The organism is Bifidobacterium pseudolongum subsp. globosum (assembly GCF_000741295.1).
Taxonomy (GTDB): Bacteria; Actinomycetota; Actinomycetes; order Actinomycetales; family Bifidobacteriaceae; genus Bifidobacterium; species Bifidobacterium globosum.
Genome location: NZ_JGZG01000008.1, coordinates 1 through 19,273 on the forward strand (window position 1 = coordinate 1; position 19,273 = coordinate 19,273).

Here is a 19,273-nt window from a genome sequence, read left to right on the forward strand (position 1 = left end):
GCACAAGCGTGCGCGGCATTGCCCGGCGCCTCGGGCGCAGCGCGTCGACGGTCAGCCGCGAGCTGCGCCGCAATGCCCATCCGGCAGACGGCGGGTACCGACCGCACCGCGCCGATCAGCTGGCGGCATCGCGCAGGCCCCGTCCCAAGCGGCGCAAGATCAGGCCCGGAACCGACCTGTACGCATATGTGGCCGCAGGGCTCAAGCGGCACTGGAGCCCCGAGCAGATCAGCAACCGCCTCGTACGCGAGTACCCCGATAATGACCATATGCGAGCATGCCACGAGACCATCTATCAGGCCGTCTACGTCCAGCCGCGCGGCGAACTGCGCAGGCAGGTCGGCAACGCCCTCAGGAAGGGGCGCGCAGTCAGGCATTCCCGCAGCGACGGCCAGTCGCGCAGGCCGCGCTTCCGCGAGCCGATGGTCATGATCAGCGAACGGCCCGCACAGATCGAGGACCGTGCCGTACCGGGACACTGGGAGGGCGACCTGATCTGCGGGACGTCCAACAAGAGCGCGATCGGCACGCTGGTCGAGCGCACCACCCGCTACACCGTCCTGCTCGCACTGCCCGACGGTCATGACGCCGAGCACGTGCAACGGGCCATCATCACCAAGATGGGCCAGCTTCCCGCGCCGCTGCTCAACTCCCTGACATGGGACCAGGGCGCAGAGCTCGCGCTGCATCGCGACATCACCGCGTCCCTTGACATGCAGGTCTATTTCTGCGACCCGCACAGCCCATGGCAGCGGGGCACGAACGAGAACACCAACGGATTGCTGCGCCAGTACTTTCCAAAAGGAACAGACCTGTCCGCCTACAGTCAGGACTACCTCGATGCAGTGGCCGACGAGCTCAACGACAGACCACGCAAAACACTGGACTGGGCCAAGCCAAGCGAACGGATCATCGAACTTCTCAATGCCATGGAATACGCTCAATAAAGCATACAATCACAAGGACGTGTTGCAACGACCATTAGAACCCACCTGTTGACGGYYCGCCCCCCCCTCACGCGATGGCCATTCGCCGACTCAGTTGTCCGAACGCCGTTCCTTCTTCTCGTCGCTCATGAGCAGCATGAAGCTCCTCGACTGCGCGGTGATCGCGAAACCCGCCTCGTAGTTGAGTTCAGGGCCCTTCGGATTGTGGGTGTCCACGATGAGCTTCCACTTGCGCCCGTACTGCTCCTCGGGAAGCGTGAACATGATTGGCTCGTAATGCGCGTTGAAGATGAGGATGAAGTCATTGTCGACCATCGTGTTGCCGTACCAGTCGGGTTCGGGGATGTCACTGCCGTTGAGGAACACCATGATCGAGAAGGCGTGCGTGTTGGACCACGCCTCCAAGTCCATGATGTTGCCGTTGTGGTCGAACCATTCCACTTGCGGCAACGCGTCAGGCGCCATGTTCGCGTCACGCCCCGTGAAGAAGCGGCGGCGGTGCAGCACCGGATGCTCCAGACGCAGGTGCACAAGCTTCGAGACGAACTCGCACATGTCCTTCTGGTAGTCCTTGAGCTTCCAATGCGTCCATGAAATCTCGTTGTCCTGGCAATAGCCGTTGTTATTGCCCAACTGCGTGCGGGCCACTTCGTCGCCGCCGCAGATCATCGGGATGCCTTGGCTGAGCAGCAACGTGGAGAACATGTTGCGCATCTGGCGGTGGCGCAACTCATTGACATCACGGATTGTGGTGGGGCCTTCCACACCGCAGTTCCACGAACGGTTGTGGCTTTCGCCGTCCCTGTTGTCCTCGCCGTTCGCCTCATTGTGCTTGTTGTTGTAGCTGACCAGGTCGTTGAGGGTGAAGCCGTCGTGCGCGGTCACGAAATTGACCGATGCCACGGGCTTGCGCCCATTGTGCTGGTACAGGTCGGAACTGCCCATGATGCGGCTGGCGAATTCAGGCAGTGTGGATGGCTGCGAACGCCAGAAATCGCGCACGCAATCCCTGAAATGCCCGTTCCATTCCGACCAGTTCGGGGGGAATCCACCGACCTGGTAGCCGCCGGAGCCCAGATCCCACGGTTCGGCGATGAGTTTGACGCGTGAGATGATTGGATCCTGCTGCACGATGTCGAAAAACGCCGACAGTTTGTCCACCTCCTGGAACTGGCGTGCCAGTGTGGCGGCCAGATCGAAGCGGAACCCGTCGACGTGCATCTCCTGCACCCAATAGCGCAGGGAATCGGTGATGAGCTGCAGGGTCTGCGGCGAGCGCATCAGCAGGGAGTTGCCGGTGCCGGTCGTGTCGAAGTAATGCATCTGGTCGTTGTCGACAAGGCGGTAATACGCCTGGTTGTCGATGCCCTTGAAACTCAGGGTGGGTCCCATGTGGTTGCCTTCGGCGGTGTGGTTGTACACCACGTCGAGGATGACCTCGATGCCGGCGGCGTGGAACTCCTTGACCATCGCACGGAATTCGTTGACCTGTTCGCCACGTTGCCCTTGGCTCGAATAGGCGTTGTGTGGTGCGAAAAATCCGATGGTGTTGTAGCCCCAGTAGTTGTTGAGGCCCTTTTCCTGTAGGAAGGGGTCGTTGACGAACTGGTGGATCGGCATCAGCTCAATCGCGGTGATGCCCAGCTTCTTGAGGTATTCGATGACGCTGGGATGCGCCAGGCCCGCATAGGTGCCGCGGATTTCCGGTGGCACGTTCTTGTTGAGGTTGGTCATGCCGCGCACATGCGCTTCGTAGATGACCGAATCCGAATACGGGATGAAGGGATGTTGGTCGTTGCCCCAGTCGAAGAACGGGTTGATTACGGCGGACTTCATGGTATGCGCCGCCGAATCGAGGTCGTTCATGTTGTTGGGGTTGTCTGAGTCGTTGAACCAGTAGGAATAGAGGCTTTCGTCGCCGTCGATGTTGCCCTCGATGGCCTTGGCGTAGGGGTCGAGCAGGAGTTTGTTCGGGTTGCACCATTGCCCGTTTGCCGGATTGTAGGGGCCGTAGACGCGGTAGCCATACCGCTGGCCGGGTTGGATGCCCGGCAGATAGATATGCCAAACGTATGAGTTCTGCTCGGTGAGTTCAACGCGGGTCTCGTTGTCTTGTTCGTCGAACAGGCAGAGCTCCACCTTCTCGGCCATACGGGAAAACAGCGCGAAATTGACACCCGCTCCGTCATAGCTTGCGCCAAGCGGGTACATGGAACCAGGTCTTGTTTGCATTGTTCCAGTATGGCACACCAGTCGTCAACTCGTATTATTTCGTTCAATGAGTAGTTCGGGCGACATTGTCGGGGGCATTGTTTCATGCATGGCGCCCGGTAGGCGTGGTTGTCGTCAGCTTATGCGCCGAATCTGCTCGTGGAGAATCGCGATCATCGAATTCGATGCGGTGATGGGCATGGCGCGCAATTGCTCCCAATCAACCCAAGCCGATTCCACATGTTCATCGGCGTCGAACTCGCAGTGTTCGCGTATCCACGCATCGAGGTGAAGCACGTAGATGTGCGCGAGTTCGTCAGTCATGCCTTCCGAGGAATACCAGTCACCCACATGGTCGAACCGTATGGCGGCATCGGATTGCGGCACCACACCGGTTTCTTCGCGCAGTTCACGCAATGCGGCGTGTTCCGGGTCTTCTTCACCGTCAATCAGGCCGGCGGGCAGCCCCACGGCATACATGTTCGACCCTGCCCGGTATTCGCGTTCCACGAGGTAGGTGTCGCGCACGGTGTCATGCACCAGCATGACGACGCACGGCGCATGATGAATCACTTGGCGACGGATTGTCGTCGTGCCGCCATCGTTGCGTGTCAATGCGACGCGCCGGTCCTCGACACTGAAGATCGCCCCCGTGTACACGGTCTCGCTCGTGACAACAGACGCAGGCACATCCATGTCGACGCCATCCAACGTATCGTCAAATGTGCGGTTGAGTTGCAGTTCATCGGCCATCGGTGTCTCCCGCCGTCATGTTCGCGCCGACTGACAGCGCCCATGGATCCGTGTTCGTCTTGTTCCACCGCACCTGTGGGCGTTGACCGGTGGCCACTTCCACCGCGTTCGGCACATCTTCGAGCGCATAGCGGAACCACAACGATTCAATGGCGCTGTGTGGCGTGTTGATCAATGCCGGCCGCAACTGTGCATCGCCAGTGCCGAGCATCACGCCTTGGTCACGCATCGCAGCCTCATACACGGACTGCTGCAGTTCGTCGGTGGCCGGATGGTGCCGCAGGTCGCTTGTCACATAGACATCCACCCCCAATGCATTGACCGTGCCGAACATCGAATCGCCCGAACCGGGCAGCACCGCGACGGAACGCACCATGGCGTCCAATGATCCTGCCACCTGCACACCCAACTTGGTGGCGGGCAGCGCCTGTGCCACGACATCCGCGAACTCGCGCAGCCTCATCGGCTCGGCGAGTCTGCCGACACGGCCCAATCCGACCGGGTGCGCGGCCAACGGATCGTCAATCGGCTCCATTGGCGTCTGATCGATCAGTCCGAACGCGTCGGCGGCCGCCTGCCCAACACCGCGGTAGGACGCATCCGCATTGGTGTGCCCCACCCACAGCGCACAGCCATACTGTGCCAATGTCTGCACGATCTGCCCGCGGAACGTGAGGCCTGAGACCTCATGTACGGCGCGGAAGAACAGCGGGTGGTGGCAGATGAGCAGATCCGCCCCACTGCGCACGGCATCGTCGACCGTCTCCATCGTCGGATCAGCGGCGAAGACAATCGACGAGACCTCATGCGTCAGGTCGCCCACGATCAGCCCCGGGTGGTCCCAGTCTTCCGCGTAACGCAGCGGATAGAGCGTTTCCAGAACGTCCACGACCTGTTTGAGTGTTGCCATGCTTCGGGTCCTTTCCCGTGTTCGGTGGGGTCAGTGCGCCGCGCGTTGCCAATCGGCGCCGATGCCGGTGGACACGTCGAGCGGCACCGCAAGGTCCACCGCATGTTCCATCGCGTCCTTGACGAGTTCGGTCGCCTCGTCGATTTCGCCCGGCGCCAGTTCCACAACCAGTTCGTCGTGGATCTGGAGCACGATGCGGCTCGCGAGCCCGTGTTCGCGCAATGCGCGGTCCGCGCGGATCATCGCGATTTTCATGATGTCCGCCGCCGACCCCTGGATCGGCGCGTTGAGTGCCCCGCGTTCGGCGGCGTCGCGCGCATTGCGGCTCGCTGACGTGAGCTGCGGGAAGTAGCGACGCCGGCCGAAGATCGTCTCGGTGTACCCGGTGCGCCGCGCGTCCGCAACCAGTGACTCCAGGTAATCATGCACTTTTCCGAAGGTCTGGAAATACTGGTTCTTCAGTGCGTTCGCCTCAGACACACCAATGCCGAGCTGTTGCGAAAGACCGTAGGTGCTCAATCCGTACGCCAAACCGTAGCTCATCGCCTTCACACGGCTGCGTTCGCTCGCGCTGACGTCGTCCACAGGTTTGGCGAACACGAGGCTCGCGACGTATTTGTGGAAGTCGGCGCCCGATTTGAACGCCTCGATCAGCGCTTCGTCGCCAGACAGGTCGGCCATGATGCGCAATTCGACCTGCGAATAGTCGGCGCTGAGCAGCGCCTTGTATCCGGGCCCCGGCACAAACCCGGAGCGGATCTCGCGGCCGGCGGCGTTGCGGTTCGGGATGTTCTGCAGGTTCGGGTCGACCGAGCTCAACCGTCCGGTCGCCGTTACCGTCTGCGTGAACGTGGTGTGGATGCGACCATCCTGCGGATTGATCGCGTCGATCAGCGTCTGCACGATCTGCTTGAGCTTGTTCGTTTCGCGGTGGCGCAACAACGCCCCCAGGAACTCGTTGGCCTTGGAACCTTCCTCGGATTGCGCGAACAGCGCGGTCAGGGCCGCGGCGTTCGTCGTGTACGATCCCTTTTTGGTTTTCTTGGTGGGCGTCAGCTTCATTTCGTCAAACAACACGGTGCCCAACTGCTTGGGGCTCTGCAGATTGACCTCACGCCCGGCGCTTGACCATGCGACCCCTTCCATGCGCGCGGATTCCTCACTGAACTGCTCATACAGTTCGCCGAATCGCGCGCGGTCCACGCTCGCACCGGTCTTCTCCATCTGGAACAGCACCCGGGATGTGGGCAGCTCGATGTCGCGCAGCAGCGGGTATTGGTGCCGCTGCTCCACATCCGGCGCCAGATACCGGGCGAGGGCCGTCACCAATGCCGCCCGTTCGATGCACTCCTGCTGGGGGTCGCCCTCTTCGGTCTCGATGTCGAATGCCAACGTGCCTTGGGCCGGCGGTTCCTCCGTATCGACCGACACGTTGAGGAAGTGCTCGGCACACGCCTCAAGTGTGCCGCCTTGGAATTCGGGATCGATCAGGTAGCCGGCGAGGTTGGTGTCGAACAATGCGGTGGGCAGCTGGATGCCTGCGGCGTCCAGCATATGCAGATGCTCCTTGAAGCCGTGCACGCACAGGCTGCCGGCACGCGTGTTCAACAGGTCTTGCACCGTGGCGCGGAACATATCACTGGCGGGGTCAATGACGATGGCATGGTCCGATGCCATGATCGCCAGCATCTGCATCGAGGCATGGCCCGGCTTCGCGCTTCCTTGGGCGTGGAGCGTCCATGATTGAGCCACCGCTTCGGCGCATTGCACATGCTCGCGCCTGTATTGCCCCACGATGTTCAACGTGGCGGCGGGGTCGCTGCCATGCCTATCGGGTTGCGGGCAATACTGTTCGATCCACGCTTTCAGCGCCGCGGCGTCGTCCACGGTGTCGACGACCGGTTCGACGATGCCCGGGATGTCCCGTGGCTCCACGGGCAGTTCGGTCTCTCTGACTCCCCCGTTGTTGAAGGTCTTCAGCAGTCGGGTACGCGTGCGGCTGCCGAATTCCAGCTGGTCGAACAACGCTTCCAACAGATCCGGATGCACGTGGCCGAAAGTGAGGTCCTGCATGCCCACGCCCAAGTCGAGGTCGCGCACAAGCGCGTTGACCTTGCGGTTGAGTTTGACCTGCTCGATGTTGTCACGCAGCGCCTGGCCTTTCTTGCCGCCAATCTCATCGGCATGCGCAATGATGCCCTCCAGGCCGCCAAACTGGTTGATCCATTTGGCGGCGAAGCCATCGCCGACGCCGGGCACGCCCGGGATGTTGTCCGCCGTCTCGCCGCGCAATGCCGCCAAATCAGGGTATTGCTGCGGTGTCACATGGTATTTGTCAAGCACCGCCTGTGGGTCCATGTGCTTGAGGTCTTTGAAATGGTACCCTGGATACAGCACCGTGATGTGGTCGTCGATGAGCTGGAAGGCGTCGCGATCGCCCGAGAGCACCAGTGTCTTGTACCCCGCTTGCTCACCCATGGTGGCCAAGGTGGCGATCACGTCATCGCCCTCGTACCCCGGCTGTTCCACGTACCGTACGCCCAATGCCTCCAATGCCTGCTGGATGAGCGGCAACTGGCTCAGTAGCTCCTGCGGCGCCGCTTCGCGCGTTCCCTTGTATTGACCGAGCAATTCGTTGCGGAATGTGCCGCCCTTCACATCGAAGGCGATGCCGATGCGGTCGGGGTGCTCGGCTTCGATGACCTGCGCGAGCATGGTCAGGAACCCATAGACCGCGTTGGTGGGCTGTCCCTCTTTCGTGGTGAAGTTCTCTACCGGCAATGCGAAAAACGCACGGAACGCCAATGAATGGCCGTCCACGGCCAGCAGGGTTCCGTGCGTGGTGGTTGGTGAGGTATCCATGATGTCCAATCAGGTTCGGGTGATCAGTCGTCGTTCGCGGCGTCGTCACCGTACTTTTCGATGATGGCCATCGCCAAACGCTTCTTGGGGATGCGCTGGTCCATCGAGGTCTTCTGGATCCAGCGGAATGCGCCTTGTTCGGAGAAGTTGGCCTTGTCCATGAGCAGGCCCTTGGCACGGTCGACGAGCTTGCGTTCCTCGAGCGTGTCTTGTGTCTTCTTGAGCTTCTCTTCGGCGTCCTTGAGCTTTTCCTGTGTGGCCTGCAGTTCGGTCTCGTTGCGTTCCGCACTGTCGAGCAGGTCGTTGATCTCCGCAAAACGCCCCATGGCCACTGCCAAGGCGGGCAGGAGCTTCGATTCCTCATACGGCTTGGTCACATATGCCATCGCTCCCGCACCGATGGCCTGCTTGACCAAATCCGTCTGCGAGAACGCGGTGAGCATGACAACCGGAGCGATGTTCTCGTCGCAGATCACACCGGCGGCGGTGATGCCGTCCATGTGCGGCATCTTGACGTCCATGCACACCACATCCGGACGCAGTTCGCGGGTCAACGCAATCGCCTCTTCACCGTTGGCCGCCTGCCCCACCACGTCGTACCCGTTGTCTTCGAGCATCGCCACCAGATCCATGCGGTTGACGGATTCGTCTTCGGCCACCACCACGGTGGGGTTGGTGTGCTCCGGTTGGGCGTCGTCCTTCGCCTGTGGCTCGCTTGCCGCCCCATCCTCCTGGTGGGCGATGTCGTCGAGTTCCTCTTCGGTGAGCACTTCCTGCTCATGCTCCTGCTCATTGTGTTCCAGTGTCATAGCAGCCTCTTTCGCGTTGTCAAACCGGCTGGACCACGCCAACCGACGGTTTCATCGTTCCATCACCATGATGGCCGGCGCCTTGCCTTGCGCCTGCGCACCGCCCCATCCCTCATGGACATGCCGGTGCATGCGCACGCACCGCGTCTGGCACAGCGCCGCCAACCTTGGTGCAAACCATTGCATCAAGTGGTCTCCATGCAGTATAGCGCACACCATGGTGCGCCACGCATGGCATCAATGCCATGGAAAACTGGGCTTCAGCTCAGATGCTCGTCGCCCACCATGTGATTCGGCGCGAAGTACACACGCTGGATGGCGATGATCGACTTCGCGTCGAGGATGGTGCCGTTCTTGACCATGTGGAACGCTTCTTCCGGGGTGAAATAGCGCACGGACGACATCAGGGCGTCATCGTCGTTGCCGGCATGCACTGCCTTGAGCCCCGAAGCGAAGAACAGCGCGGTGTACTGCGTGGAATAGCTCGGGGTGTTGATGAAGCGGCAGAACTGAGTGAGGCGCTCGGCCTCATACCCCACTTCCTCCGCAAACTTGCGCTTCGCCACATCCAGCGGACGCTCCCCTTGTTTGATGGCATGCCCAGCGGGAATCTCCAGTGTCCAACGGTGCACGGGGATGCGGTATTGCTCGATGAGCGGGATTAGCCCATCGTCGGTCAGACCAATGACCCCGACCGAATCGCCGTTGTTCTTGTGCACGATGAGGCGGTCGAAATGACCGATGTCACGCGAATCGAACGACGTGCGGTCGATGTCGAAGTAGTGGCCGGACAGAATGGTCTCACGTGATTCCTCAGTGACAGGAGCGGCGCGCCATGGATCGAACCTGCGGTATGTGGCTTTGCTCATGATGTTCCTTTCAACCTTGAACAGCTGTGTCCATTGTACGCACAGGGTCTTTGCACGTTCCGCAGCAGCGAACAAGCCCATGTGCCGGACAGCTTCATGAGGTCAGGGCCTGTATTCGAGCAAGTCCCCCGGCGTGCAGCTCAGCGCTTCGCAGATCGCGGCGAGGGTGGAAAAACGGATCGCATTGATGTGGTTGTTCTTGATTTTCGACAGGTTCGCCTGCGTGATGCCCACGCGCCCCGACAACTCGGTCAACGACACCCCGCGTTCAAGCATGATGCGGTCGAGATGCACCACAATATGCGAATCATCGAAGCGCTGTACCATAATCCGCCACTGTCCTTCCACGCTGGTCCCTGCTGCCTGTGCCGTGGCTTCCATACACACGGCGCATATGGCCACCATCGGCACATATGCAAGGAGGCCCGCTTTTCAGCGGGCCTCCGGTTGTGCCCCCGGTGGGACTCGAACCCACACTGTACAGATTTTGAGGCTGTCTCCTCTACCAATTGGGATACAGGGGCGTGCGCCTTGCGGCAACAATTGACGACTATACCACATGCATCGACGGACACACCGCACGCTGGCGTATTCATGGCAATGAACGGACCAGGAGACGACTGTGGGCCGGGTATCTGACCATGCAGATACCCGGCCCACAGCGGCTATCGGGGCATTCCAACCATGTGGAGTGCCTTCAGCGTTTGAAATCAGTCGCAGGCGCCAACCGTGTGCACGTAAATCGTGTCGGTGCGGCCCGGCTTGTGGTCGCCCTGTGCGGAGCTGAGCACCACGATCTTGTCGCCGTTGGAGACCTTGCCGGCCTTGCGCAGCACTTCGTCGGTGAACACCATGAGGTCGTTGCGGGACATGTCATGGTAGTCCTCGTCGAGCAGCAGGCCTTCGGTGCCCCAGCTCAGCGCGAGCCAGTGGTAGGTGTGCTCGTTGGTCGTCAGGCCGTAGATCGGGGTGGCCGGGCGTTCACGGGAGACGCGGTGCACGGTGGAACCGGTCTGCGTGTAGGCCACGATCGCCTTGGCGTTGAGCTTCTCGGCCAGGTCGACAGCGGCCGACGAGACAGCGCCGGTGCTCGACATGTCGAGGTCCTTGAGCTTCGGGATGCGGTCGAAACCGTGCTCGGTGGCGTAGCCGGAGATGCGGCTCATCGTCACCACGGTCTCGGTCGGGTACTCACCCACGGCGGTCTCGTTTGACGTCATCGTGGCGTCGGCGCCGTCGAGCACGGCGTTGGCGCAGTCGGAGGCTTCCGCACGGCTCGGCACCGGGGAATGCACCATGGAACCGAGCACTTCGGTGGCCACGATGACCGGCTTGGCGTACTGGCGCGACAGCTCGATGCAGCGCTTGGTGACAAGCGGCACCTCTTCGAACGGCATTTCCACGGCCATGTCGCCACGGGCGACCATGATGCCGTCGAACACCTTGACGATGTCTTCGAGGTTCTCCACGGCCTGCGGCTTCTCGATCTTGGCGACGATCGGGATGCGTCGACCCTCTTCGTCCATGATCTCGTGGGCGCGGTCGATGTCGGTCGCGAAACGCACGAACGACATGGCGATGATGTCGGCGCCGGTCTGGATGGCCCAGCGCAGGTCGTTCTCGTCCTTCTCAGTCAGGGCGGGCAGCGACACCGCGACGCCCGGCAGGTTGATGCCCTTGTGGCTGGAGACCGGTCCGGCGACAATGACCTTGGTGTGCACGTTGTTGCCTTCGACCTTCGTCACCTCGAGACGGACCTTGCCGTCGTCGATGAGGATCGGGTCACCCGGATGGCAATCGCCCGGCAGGCCCTTGAACGTGGTGGACGTGATGTGTTCATCGCCTTCGACGTCATCGGTCGTGATGATGAACTCCTGGCCTTCCTTGAGCTGCACCTTGTCTTCGCCTTCGGCGTTCTTCTTGAACCAGCCGCAGCGGATCTTGGGGCCCTGAAGATCGACGAGGACCGCCACGTTGCGGCCGGTGGTCTTGGAGGCTTCGCGCACGTTGTTGTACACGCGCAGATGGTCTTCCGGGGTGCCGTGCGAGCGGTTGAGACGGGCCACGTCCATCCCCGCTTCGACGAGCGCGGTGAGGTTTTCGAGAGATTCAGTAGCTGGACCGATGGTATCTACGATCTTTGCTTTACGCATGAATGCCTACCTATTCTGTGTTGTTTCTTCGGGGGTCGCCCGAATGCCTTTTTCAGCTTACTCCACGGTGATGCTTTGGAGCGGTTTCGCGGAGCGTCATATGTGAGCGCTCACATTCTCCGTTGTACCGGTATGTGGGTACATCGGGGCACAACCGCGGGTCATTTGGATTCGACGGATTTCATTTTGATGACGCTCGCAAGGGCCGCGCCGCCGATCGCGAACACGATGACCGCGAGCGAAAGCCATGTCGGCACTTCGGGCACCGCCGTGATCGGCTGCCCATGGTTGATGAATGGCAGCGTGTTGCCGTGCAGCGCCTCCAGGATGAGTTTGACGCCGATGAATCCGAGCACCACGGAAAGGCCAAGCGGCAGGTAGACGAGTTTGTCGAGCAAGGCTCCAAGCAGGAAGTACAGCTGCTGCAGACCCAGCAGCGCGAAGACGTTCGACGTGAACACGAGGAACGGGTCCTTCGTCAGGCCGAAAATCGCCGGGATGGAGTCAAAGGCGAACATGACGTCGGTCGTGCCGATTGTCAGGAACACGAACAGCATCGGCGTCCAATACTTGACGCCGTTCTTCGTGACGCGCAGCTTTTCCCCCTCGTAGTCGTTGGTGATGCGCGAGAACTTGCGCAAAACGCGAATGAGGGCGTTTTCATGGAACTCCTCGTCGTCGTCCTCGCCGCGTGCCACCTTGACTGCCGTATAGATCAGGAAGGCACCGAAGAGGAAGAACACCCAGGTGAACCGTTCCACGAGCGCGGCGCCGATGAGGATGAACACGCCTCGCAGCACGAGCGCGATCGTGATGCCGACCGACAATACGAATTTCTGCAGTTTCTTCGGTACGGCGAAATTCGACATGATGATGACGAACACAAAGAGGTTGTCGATGCTGAGCGAGTATTCGGTGAGCCAGCCCGAGTAGAACTCGATGGCGGGCTTGGACCCGGCGATCCACCAGATCAGACCGCCGAAGACAAGGGCCATCGCCACAAAGAACACGATATGCTGCACACATTCCTTGGTGGAAGGCACATGCGGGCGCCTGCCCAGCACGAACAGGTCGACGATGAAGAAGACGGCCAGCACAATGTATGTGCCGATCATGAACGCTACGGGTGTCTCAGCCATAAGCCACAAGCTTACGGAGCGTCGGCGACGGGACCGGAGTCCCGCCGCCATGCGCATCTACCGCTTCGCTTCGGTCATGGCGCGCAGCTCCTTCTTGAGGTCGCGGATCTCGTCGCGCAGGCGCGCCGCAAGCTCGAATTGGAGCTGTTCGGCGGCCGTGTGCATCTGGTCGGAAAGCTGGCGGATCAGATCGGCCAGATCCTGCGCCGGCAACCCCGCCTTGAGGATCTCCTCATGGCGGCGGTCGGCCTCCTCGGCACTGATCGAGGGAACGCCCAGATGCGAGTTGCCGGCCTTGTTGGCGTTGCGGTAGCCGCCTTCGAGCAGCGTCTGCGTATCCACGTCCTCCTTCGCGAGCATGTCGTTGACATCGCTGATCTTCTTGATGAGCGGCTTAGGGTCGATGCCATGCTCCTTGTTGTAGGCGATCTGGATCTCGCGGCGGCGGTCGGTCTCCCCGATCGCCTTGTCCATGGCCGCCGTGATCTCGTCGGCGTACATGATCACCGTGCCCGACACATTGCGGGCGGCACGTCCGATCGTCTGGATAAGCGAACGGTACGAGCGCAGGAAGCCCTCCTTGTCCGCGTCGAGGATGGCCACGAGCGAGACCTCGGGCAGATCGAGGCCTTCACGCAGCAGGTTGATGCCGACGATCACGTCGATCTTGCCTTCGCGCAGTTCGCGCAGCAGTTCGACACGCCGCAGCGTATCGACATCGGAATGCAGGTATTCGACCTTGATGCCGCGTTCGAGCAGATAATCGGTCAGGTCCTCGGCCATCTTCTTGGTCAGCGTCGTGACGAGCGTGCGCTCGTGCTTCGCCACGCGGTCCTTGATCTCCGCGAGCAGATCGTCGATCTGACCTTCGACCGGCCGCACCTCGACCTTCGGATCGACCAAGCCGGTCGGGCGGATGATCTGCTCGACCACGCCGTCACTCAAGCCGAGCTCATAATCACCGGGCGTCGCGGAAAGATAGACGGTCTGCCCCACGCGGTCCAGGAACTCGGGCCATTTGAGCGGCCGGTTGTCCATGGCCGACGGCAGGCGGAAGCCATGCTCGACGAGCGTGCGCTTGCGACTTGCGTCGCCTTCGTACATCGCGCCGATCTGCGGCACGGTCACATGCGACTCGTCGATGACGAGCAGGAAGTCGTCGGGGAAGAAGTCGAGCAGGGTGTGCGGCGGCGTGCCGGGCGCACGGCCGTCGAAATGGCGCGAATAATTCTCCACGCCCGAGCAGACGCCCACCTGCGCGAGCATCTCCAGATCGTACGTGGTGCGCATGCTCAGGCGCTGCGCCTCGAGCTCCTTGCCCTGTTTGCGCAGTTCGGCCACGCGCTCGTCGAGTTCCTTCTGGATCGAGTTGAGCGCGCGTTCCATGCGCTCCGGGCCCGCCACATAATGCGAGGCCGGGAAGATGTGCACTTCGCTCTCCTGCCCGATCACATCGCCGGTCAGGGGATGCAGGGTGGAAATGCGGTCAATTTCGTCACCAAAGAACTCGATGCGGATCGCGAGCTCCTCGTACACCGGGATGATCTCCACCGTATCGCCGCGCACGCGGAATGTGCCACGGGCGAAGGCGATGTCGTTGCGTTTGTACTGCATGTCGACGAACTGGCGCAGCAACGTGTCGCGATCGATCTGCTGGCCTTCCTTGAGGAACAGCATGCGGCCCGCGTATTCCTCCGGCGTGCCGAGTCCATAGATGCACGAGACCGTGGCGATCACCACGCAGTCGCGCCGCGTGAGCAGATTCGCCGTGGCGGCGTGGCGCAGGCGCTCCACGTCGTCGTTGATGTTGGAGTCCTTCTCGATGTAGGTGTCGGTCTGCGGAATGTACGCTTCGGGCTGGTAGTAGTCGTAGTACGAGACGAAGTAGCTGACGGCGTTGTCGGGCATCAGTTCGCGGAACTCCGCACACAGCTGCGCGGCGAGCGTCTTGTTCGGCTCGATGATCAGTGTGGGACGCTGCAGCCGTTCGATCATCCACGCGGTGGTGGCGGTTTTGCCGGTGCCGGTCGCACCCATCAGCACGACGTCGTTCTCGCCGTTCTCGATGCGCGTGGCGAGTTCTTCAATCGCTTGGGGCTGGTCGCCGGAAGGCTTGTACGGCGACTTGACCACGAACGGTTTGTTGGTGCGCTCGATATTGAATCCCATGGCGATCCTTACTCCTCGTCGAACCATTCCTCAACGAGGTTATCAACATAATCGAACATCTGTTCTAACGGCTGTGTCGCGTCGATGACGACGGTGGCGTACCGCAGCCGGGAGGCGTCACTCCCCTGCTCCCGCACGCGGATCCGTGCCTGTGCCTCAGACATGCCGCGCGTCTCGACGAGCCTGCGCACACGCACTTCCTCCGGCGCCACCACGCAGGCCACGGCGTCGAACGCGAACGGTATCGTCTCCATGACTTCGCCCAGCAGCGGAACGTCATGGACGATGACGTGGCTGCAGCCATCGCCGACAAGGACGTGCTCCCTGTTCCGGGCGAGCTCGTAGACCTGCGGGTGCATGATGCCATTGAGCGTGGCGACCGCGCTTTGCGGCGCACCATCCCCGAACACACGCTTGGCCAACGCGCGTCGGTCGACACCGCCCTGATCGTTCAGGATGCCGGGACCGAACGCCTCCACAAGCGGGTTGATCGCCGGCGAGCATGGTTCCTGCAGGATATGCGCAAGGAAGTCGTAATCAATCACATCGGCGCCGTCTTGGGCCATTCTGGCCGCGACAGTGCTTTTGCCCGCGGCGATGCCGCCCGTGAGCGCGATGCGCACGAACCGTTTCCCCTCGATGGTCTGCATGAGATGCCTCCTTATGTGCGCACACCATTCACAGGTCCCATATGGCAGGAGGCGCCATGCGCGCGTTGCGCATGGCGCCTCCTGCATCGAAGCCAGAGCTCAGCTGCTCACTTCTTCTCGCTCAGCAGCTGCTCACGCAGAGCGGCCAGCTGGTCGGAATCGGCGAGCGTGCCGGTGGACTCGGTCTCGGACGAGTAGTTCGAGGTTTCCTCGACCTTCTCTTCGTTGGCCGCGTTCTGGCCGTCCTCGGCGGCCGAAGCCTCGGCGTTCTCGAGTTCCTTCGCGACGAATTCCTTGTGCTGCTCCCACAGATCGTGAGCGGCGGCGTACTGGGATTCCCATTCCTCGCGCTGCTTCTCGTAACCGGGGATCCACTCGTTGGTGTTCGGGTCGAAGCCTTCCGGATACTTGTAGTTGCCTTCCTCGTCGTACTCCGCCGGCATGCCGTAGAGTGCCGGATCGAAGTCCTCGGAGCTCGGATCAACGGAGTCGTTGGCCTGCTTGAGCGACAGCGAGATGCGGCGACGGTCGAGATCGACGTCGATGACCTTGACGAAGACCTCTTCGCCCGGCTTGACCACGGTCTCGGGATTCTCGACGTGGCGGTTGGCGAGCTCGGAGATGTGCACGAGGCCTTCGATGCCGTCTTCGACGGAGATGAAGACACCGAACTGCACAATCTTGGTGACCTTGCCACGCACGATCTGGCCGGGGACGTGGGTGCGCGCAAAGCGCTGCCACGGATCTTCCTGGGTGGCCTTGAGCGACAGCGAGATGCGCTCGCGGTCGAGATCGACGTCGAGCACCTCGACAGTGACCTTGTCGCCGACCTTGACGACCTCAGACGGGTGGTCGATGTGCTTCCAGGACAGCTCAGAGACGTGGATCAGGCCGTCAACACCGCCCAGATCGACGAATGCGCCGAAGTTGACGATGGAGGACACCACACCTTCGCGGATCTGGCCCTTCTTGAGCTGCGAGAGGAAGGTCTCGCGCACTTCGGACTGGGTCTCCTCGAGGTACTGGCGGCGGGACAGGACCACATTGTTGCGGTTCTTGTCGAGCTCCAGGATCTTGGCCTTGATCTTCTGGCCAATGTACGGCGACAGATCGCGGACGCGACGCATCTCGACGAGCGAGGCCGGCAGGAAGCCACGCAGACCGATGTCGACGATGAGGCCACCCTTGACGGCTTCGATGACGGTGCCTTCGACAACGCCATCCTCTTCCTTGATTTTCTCGATGTCGCCCCAAGCGCGCTCGTACTGTGCACGCTTCTTGGACAGGATCAGACGTCCTTCCTTGTCTTCCTTGGTGACGACAAGGGCTTCGATGGTGTCGCCGACCTTGACGACCTCATCCGGATCAACGTCCTTCTTGATGGAAAGCTCACGGGAGGGAATGACACCCTCGGTCTTGTAGCCGATGTCCAGGAGGACTTCGTCGCGATCGACCTTGACGACGGTGCCTTCAACCAGATCACCATCGCTGAAGTTCTTGATGGTGGAATCGACTGCCTTGATGAAGTCGTCGACGGTGCCGATGTCGTTGATGGCGACCTTTTCGACTTCTGTATTGTTCTGTGCCATTAATGTGGTTCTTACAAATAGTTGGATGGATAGGTTCGTTCTTCAGTTATGCGTCAGGCCGGCCTTTCAGTCAGCCAATCACCTATACTAACCGCAACCATGCCCAAATCATTCCATGGATTTCGGGCGTGTCGCGGGTGCTTCAGGCAAGCCCAGCCCAGCGCTCCGCGGCCTCGACCACGTTGCGCAGCAGCATGGCCCGGGTCATCGGCCCCACCCCGCCTGGATTGGGGGTGTATGCGCCGGCCACATCGTAACAGCCGTGATCCACGTCACCCCTGATGCGCATGCGGCCCGTCTGGTGGTCATAAACCCGCGAGACACCCACATCGACGAGCACCGCACCGGGCTTGACGTCTTCGGGTGTGACAAACCCCGTCTTGCCCACCGCCGCGACCACCACATCCGCCGAACGGATGTGGGAGGCCACGTCCCGCGTGCCGGTATGGCACAACGTGACGGTGGCATCCACTTCGCGCCGCGTGAGCATCAGGCCGATGGTACGGCCGATCGTGATGCCACGCCCCAGCACGCACACCTCCTTGCCATGCAGGTCCACGCCGTAATGGTCGAGCAGCTCAATCACACCACGGGGCGTGCACGGCAGTGGCGTGGTCAAGGGTCCGCTCGTATGCAGCACGAGTTCGCCGAGATTGAACGGGTGCATGCCATCGGCGTCCTTGGCCGGGTCGATCGCATCGATGACGGCATTGGCGTCAATGCCCTGCGGCAGCGGCAACTGCACAATATATCCAGTGCATGCGGGATCGGCGTTGAGCGCGTCGACGACGTCGAGCAGCTCCTCCTGCGTGGTGTCCGCCGGCAAATCGTGCCTGATCGAGGCGATGCCGATTTCCTCGCAATCCTTGTGCTTGCCGGCAACGTATTTGACCGATCCCGCGTCTTCGCCCACAAGCACCGTGCCGAGCCCGGGAACCACGCCATGGGCGCGCAGCCGCTGTACACGCTCAGCCAAATCGGCCTTCACTTGCGCCGCCACCGCTTTGCCGTCGAGTATGATTGCCATGAGAAAAGCACCTTTCCTGTTCGATTCGCTTCGCCATATCGTAGGACGTGGGGAGCCCGTGCCGCCGCGCCGTCTCATGATGGTGCGGCATACGGGATGCATCGCATCAACGGAGGACAACACCATGACGCACACACGATTCCATTCACGCATCCGCATGGCCATGGGAGCGCTGTGCGCCATGGCCATGGTGCTGGCGGCAGCCGCCTGCAGCTTCAACCCGCAGCCTGAGCACCCCACCGCGAGTGCGTCGCAGACCCCCACAGGCCCTATCACGCTCGTCGCCTCCCTCAACCAATGGGGGTCGCTTGCCGCCGCGATCGGCGGTGATGACGTGAAGGTGACGTCGATCCTCTCCTCGACCACGGTCGACGCCCATGACTTCGAACCCACGGCGCAGGATGTGAAGGCGTTGCACAACGCCGATGTGGTGCTCGTCAACGGCGCCGGCTACGACACCTGGGCGAGCAAGAACATGGCGTCGTCCACAACGTGCATCTCCGTGAGCGACATCGTGGGCGCCATGGATGGCGACAACCCCCACCTGTGGTTCTCACGCGACGCCCGCTTCTCCATCGCGAGCGAACTGGCCGACACGTTCAGCCGCCTGCGTCCGGGCGAGAAGAAGACGTTCTCGAAGAACCTCAAAGCATGGCAGACGCGTGAAGACACGTTGGAACGCCACATCCACGAGTTCAGCAAGGCGCATCCGGACACGACGTACGCCGCCACCGAGGACGTGGCGTATTACCTCATGAGCGACATGGGGTTCGAGGACCGCACGCCGCAGGGGTACACGCAGGCGATGATGAACGACGCCGAACCCACCGCCGCGGACATGCGCGATTTCAAGGCATTGCTCGCCGACGATGGTGTGGACCTGTTCATCAACGGCGCACAGACCGCCACCGAACTGACCGACGGCCTTGTCAAGGACGCCCGGAACGCGAAGATTCCGGTGCAGACCGTCACCGAGCAGATGCCCAGCAACTACAAGACTCTTACCGACTGGATCGAAGTGCTCTTCACACAGATCACCGAAAAAGTCGATCCGTCGTTCGTCCCTTCGGCTGAGGATGATGAGTCCGCATCGAGCGAGAGCCCCAGCCCGCAGGCGAGCACGGACACCAGTTCACCTGCGGACGCCGACTGAGCGGCGCCGAGACGTACACACTGCACGCAAAG

15 protein-coding genes and 1 tRNA gene are annotated in these 19,273 nt (G+C 61.5%); 2 read left to right on the forward strand and 14 right to left on the reverse strand.

Annotated elements, in window-relative coordinates; all coding sequences use genetic code 11:
- Window positions 1-947 (forward strand): IS30 family transposase (locus tag BPSG_RS05670; RefSeq protein WP_034879109.1); only part of this gene is annotated, 947 nt, incomplete at its 5' end.
- Between the two features lie 90 nt (window positions 948-1,037).
- Here the strand turns inward: BPSG_RS05670 and glgX are convergent.
- The 14 genes from glgX to BPSG_RS05740 form a co-directional block, all read right to left on the reverse strand.
- The gene (gene glgX, locus BPSG_RS05675) at window positions 1,038-3,158 is read right to left on the reverse strand and encodes a glycogen debranching protein GlgX (protein WP_022858580.1); all 2,121 of its coding nucleotides are present in this window, start codon (window positions 3,156-3,158) and stop codon (window positions 1,038-1,040) included.
- 135 nt (window positions 3,159-3,293) lie between these two features.
- The gene (locus BPSG_RS05680; protein WP_033502181.1) at window positions 3,294-3,911 is read right to left on the reverse strand and encodes an NUDIX hydrolase; all 618 of its coding nucleotides are present in this window, start codon (window positions 3,909-3,911) and stop codon (window positions 3,294-3,296) included.
- On the reverse strand, window positions 3,901-4,821 hold the full coding sequence (locus BPSG_RS05685; RefSeq protein ID WP_026643176.1) for a Nif3-like dinuclear metal center hexameric protein: 921 nt from the start codon (window positions 4,819-4,821) through the stop codon (window positions 3,901-3,903). Before BPSG_RS05685 ends, BPSG_RS05680 begins: the two co-directional genes overlap by 11 nt.
- A 30-nt stretch (window positions 4,822-4,851) precedes the next feature.
- Window positions 4,852-7,683: a DNA polymerase I gene (gene polA, locus BPSG_RS05690; protein ID WP_026643177.1), complete on the reverse strand. Its 2,832-nt coding sequence runs from the start codon at window positions 7,681-7,683 to the stop codon at window positions 4,852-4,854.
- Between the two features lie 23 nt (window positions 7,684-7,706).
- Window positions 7,707-8,492 carry an ANTAR domain-containing response regulator gene (locus BPSG_RS05695; RefSeq protein ID WP_051591933.1) on the reverse strand — a complete coding sequence of 262 codons (786 nt, stop codon included), beginning with the start codon at window positions 8,490-8,492 and terminating at the stop codon, window positions 7,707-7,709.
- A gap of 260 nt (window positions 8,493-8,752) precedes the next feature.
- A complete protein-coding gene (locus BPSG_RS05700) occupies window positions 8,753-9,361 on the reverse strand; it encodes an NUDIX domain-containing protein (RefSeq protein WP_026643179.1) in 609 nt (202 codons plus the stop codon).
- A gap of 102 nt (window positions 9,362-9,463) precedes the next feature.
- Window positions 9,464-9,688: a helix-turn-helix domain-containing protein gene (locus BPSG_RS05705; protein WP_022858586.1), complete on the reverse strand. Its 225-nt coding sequence runs from the start codon at window positions 9,686-9,688 to the stop codon at window positions 9,464-9,466.
- A gap of 123 nt (window positions 9,689-9,811) precedes the next feature.
- Window positions 9,812-9,885, reverse strand: a tRNA-Leu gene (locus BPSG_RS05710).
- Between the two features lie 186 nt (window positions 9,886-10,071).
- Window positions 10,072-11,514: a pyruvate kinase gene (pyk, locus tag BPSG_RS05715; RefSeq protein WP_026643180.1), complete on the reverse strand. Its 1,443-nt coding sequence runs from the start codon at window positions 11,512-11,514 to the stop codon at window positions 10,072-10,074.
- Between the two features lie 161 nt (window positions 11,515-11,675).
- Window positions 11,676-12,653 (reverse strand): TerC family protein, encoded by a 978-nt coding sequence (locus BPSG_RS05720; RefSeq protein ID WP_026643181.1) that lies wholly within the window; start codon window positions 12,651-12,653, stop codon window positions 11,676-11,678.
- A gap of 57 nt (window positions 12,654-12,710) precedes the next feature.
- Window positions 12,711-14,822 (reverse strand): excinuclease ABC subunit UvrB, encoded by a 2,112-nt coding sequence (gene uvrB / locus BPSG_RS05725; protein ID WP_026643182.1) that lies wholly within the window; start codon window positions 14,820-14,822, stop codon window positions 12,711-12,713.
- An 8-nt stretch (window positions 14,823-14,830) separates the two neighbouring features.
- On the reverse strand, window positions 14,831-15,472 hold the full coding sequence (gene coaE, locus BPSG_RS05730) for a dephospho-CoA kinase (protein ID WP_026643183.1): 642 nt from the start codon (window positions 15,470-15,472) through the stop codon (window positions 14,831-14,833).
- 107 nt (window positions 15,473-15,579) lie between these two features.
- Complete coding sequence (gene rpsA, locus BPSG_RS05735; protein WP_022858591.1) at window positions 15,580-17,061, reverse strand: 30S ribosomal protein S1; 1,482 nt, start codon at window positions 17,059-17,061, stop codon at window positions 15,580-15,582.
- A gap of 142 nt (window positions 17,062-17,203) precedes the next feature.
- Window positions 17,204-18,088 (reverse strand): bifunctional methylenetetrahydrofolate dehydrogenase/methenyltetrahydrofolate cyclohydrolase, encoded by an 885-nt coding sequence (locus BPSG_RS05740; RefSeq protein WP_026643184.1) that lies wholly within the window; start codon window positions 18,086-18,088, stop codon window positions 17,204-17,206.
- 124 nt (window positions 18,089-18,212) lie between these two features.
- Here BPSG_RS05740 and BPSG_RS05745 point away from each other — a divergent pair, with 124 nt between their 5' ends.
- Window positions 18,213-19,241: a metal ABC transporter solute-binding protein, Zn/Mn family gene (locus BPSG_RS05745; RefSeq protein WP_236822917.1), complete on the forward strand. Its 1,029-nt coding sequence runs from the start codon at window positions 18,213-18,215 to the stop codon at window positions 19,239-19,241.
- Window positions 19,242-19,273: the final 32 nt, after the last annotated feature.